The sequence below is a fragment of the Bartonella sp. AA1HLJMS genome (assembly GCF_042197445.1).
In the GTDB taxonomy this organism is placed as follows: domain Bacteria; phylum Pseudomonadota; class Alphaproteobacteria; order Rhizobiales; family Rhizobiaceae; genus Bartonella.
The window spans coordinates 1-1,318 of sequence record NZ_JBHIRW010000186.1 but is presented as its reverse complement, the minus strand read 5'-3'; the positions used below and the strand labels follow the sequence as shown (position 1 = coordinate 1,318).

Below are 1,318 nucleotides of genomic sequence, written 5' to 3'. Positions count from 1 at the left end.
GCTTGGAAAACAAGCCTTTTTTGATAAAGCTTATGATCAGACGCTCTCTTTCTCCAAACAGTTTTGTGCTGATCTCACACGAGCAAAACAGAAAGCAGAGAGAGCAAAAGCAATTTGGCAACAAAGCCAACCTATTAAAAACACTTTAGCAGAAACCTATTTACGTATGCGGGGTATTACATGTGATTTGCCTCCTGATTTACGCTTTTACGACAAATGTCCACACCCCTCTGGGGGTACACTGCCCGCGTTGGTGGCTCTTGTTAAGGGCGCTGGTTCCTTTGCTATTCATAGAACCTTTTTAAAAGACAATGGCTGTAAAACAGATCAAAAACCAGCCAAAGCCATGTTGGGTTCTGTCACTGGAGGTGCTGTGTATTTAAGTCAAGCCAATCCAAAACATCTGGTCATTTGTGAAGGCATTGAAACCGGTCTGGCTCTACTGTCTGGGTTGTTATCTGAGCCCGTGAATTTTTATGGGCGTCTCTTTCAACCAGTGGCATGATGCGTGTGAATTTACCCCATACAAAAGGACATCTGACAATTGCAATGGACGGCGATGATGCGGGTCGTAAAGCAGGTTTTAACCTCGCTGCGCGTGCCTATAGACAAGGCTTTGAGGTTTTTATCATGCAAGCCCCCTACGGTCTAGATTTCAATGATGTTTTGATACTGAAAGGTATAAATAAATGAGAGAGAATAAAAACAATATTGTCGATACCAACAATCAAAATGTTTCATTCAATGATAACGATAATGGCTCTTTAAATGATAAGACTTGTTTAGAAGCCATTCCTTATAAACAAGCATTGCAACAAAACGGTTGGGGGGAATTAAAACCACTTGAATATACTCTCTTACCCGTCGAGTCTTTTCATGCTGCGCAAATGCCTTTAACTTTAAGTCGCTATGTTTATGACGTTGCTGACCGTCAACAAGCGCCTCTTGATTTTGTGGCTGTCGCTGCTTTGTGTGGCTTGGCTGCTCTCATCGGCAATGGCGTGCGGATTGCTCCAAAACAACATGATGATTGGAAGATTGTCCCTAATCTCTGGGGCGCTCTTATTGGTCAACCTTCAACCATGAAAACACCTACCATGCAAGCCGCTTTAACTCCCATCACTTGCCTTCAAAAGAAATGGTATAAAGACTGGCTAAAGCAGAAAGAGAGACAAGAAATTGAAGAGATACTTGAAACTTTAGACAAATCCGAAAAGAAAAAACAAGCCCATAAAGCAATCAAAAAAGGAGATCTTGAAACAGCCCGTGCTCTTTTGTCTGAAACCCTCTCTAAAGACAATACGCGTGATGAGGATGT

General features: G+C 42.2%; 1 protein-coding gene and 1 pseudogene. Both read left to right on the top strand.

Annotated elements, in window-relative coordinates; translation table 11 throughout:
- A pseudogene (locus ACFIQE_RS10475) lies at positions 1 to 693 on the top strand (toprim domain-containing protein); the annotation flags it as partial.
- Positions 690 to 1,318 (top strand): DUF3987 domain-containing protein (locus ACFIQE_RS10470; RefSeq protein ID WP_375707712.1); only part of this gene is annotated, 629 nt, incomplete at its 3' end. The pseudogene ACFIQE_RS10475 and the gene ACFIQE_RS10470, both read left to right, overlap by 4 nt.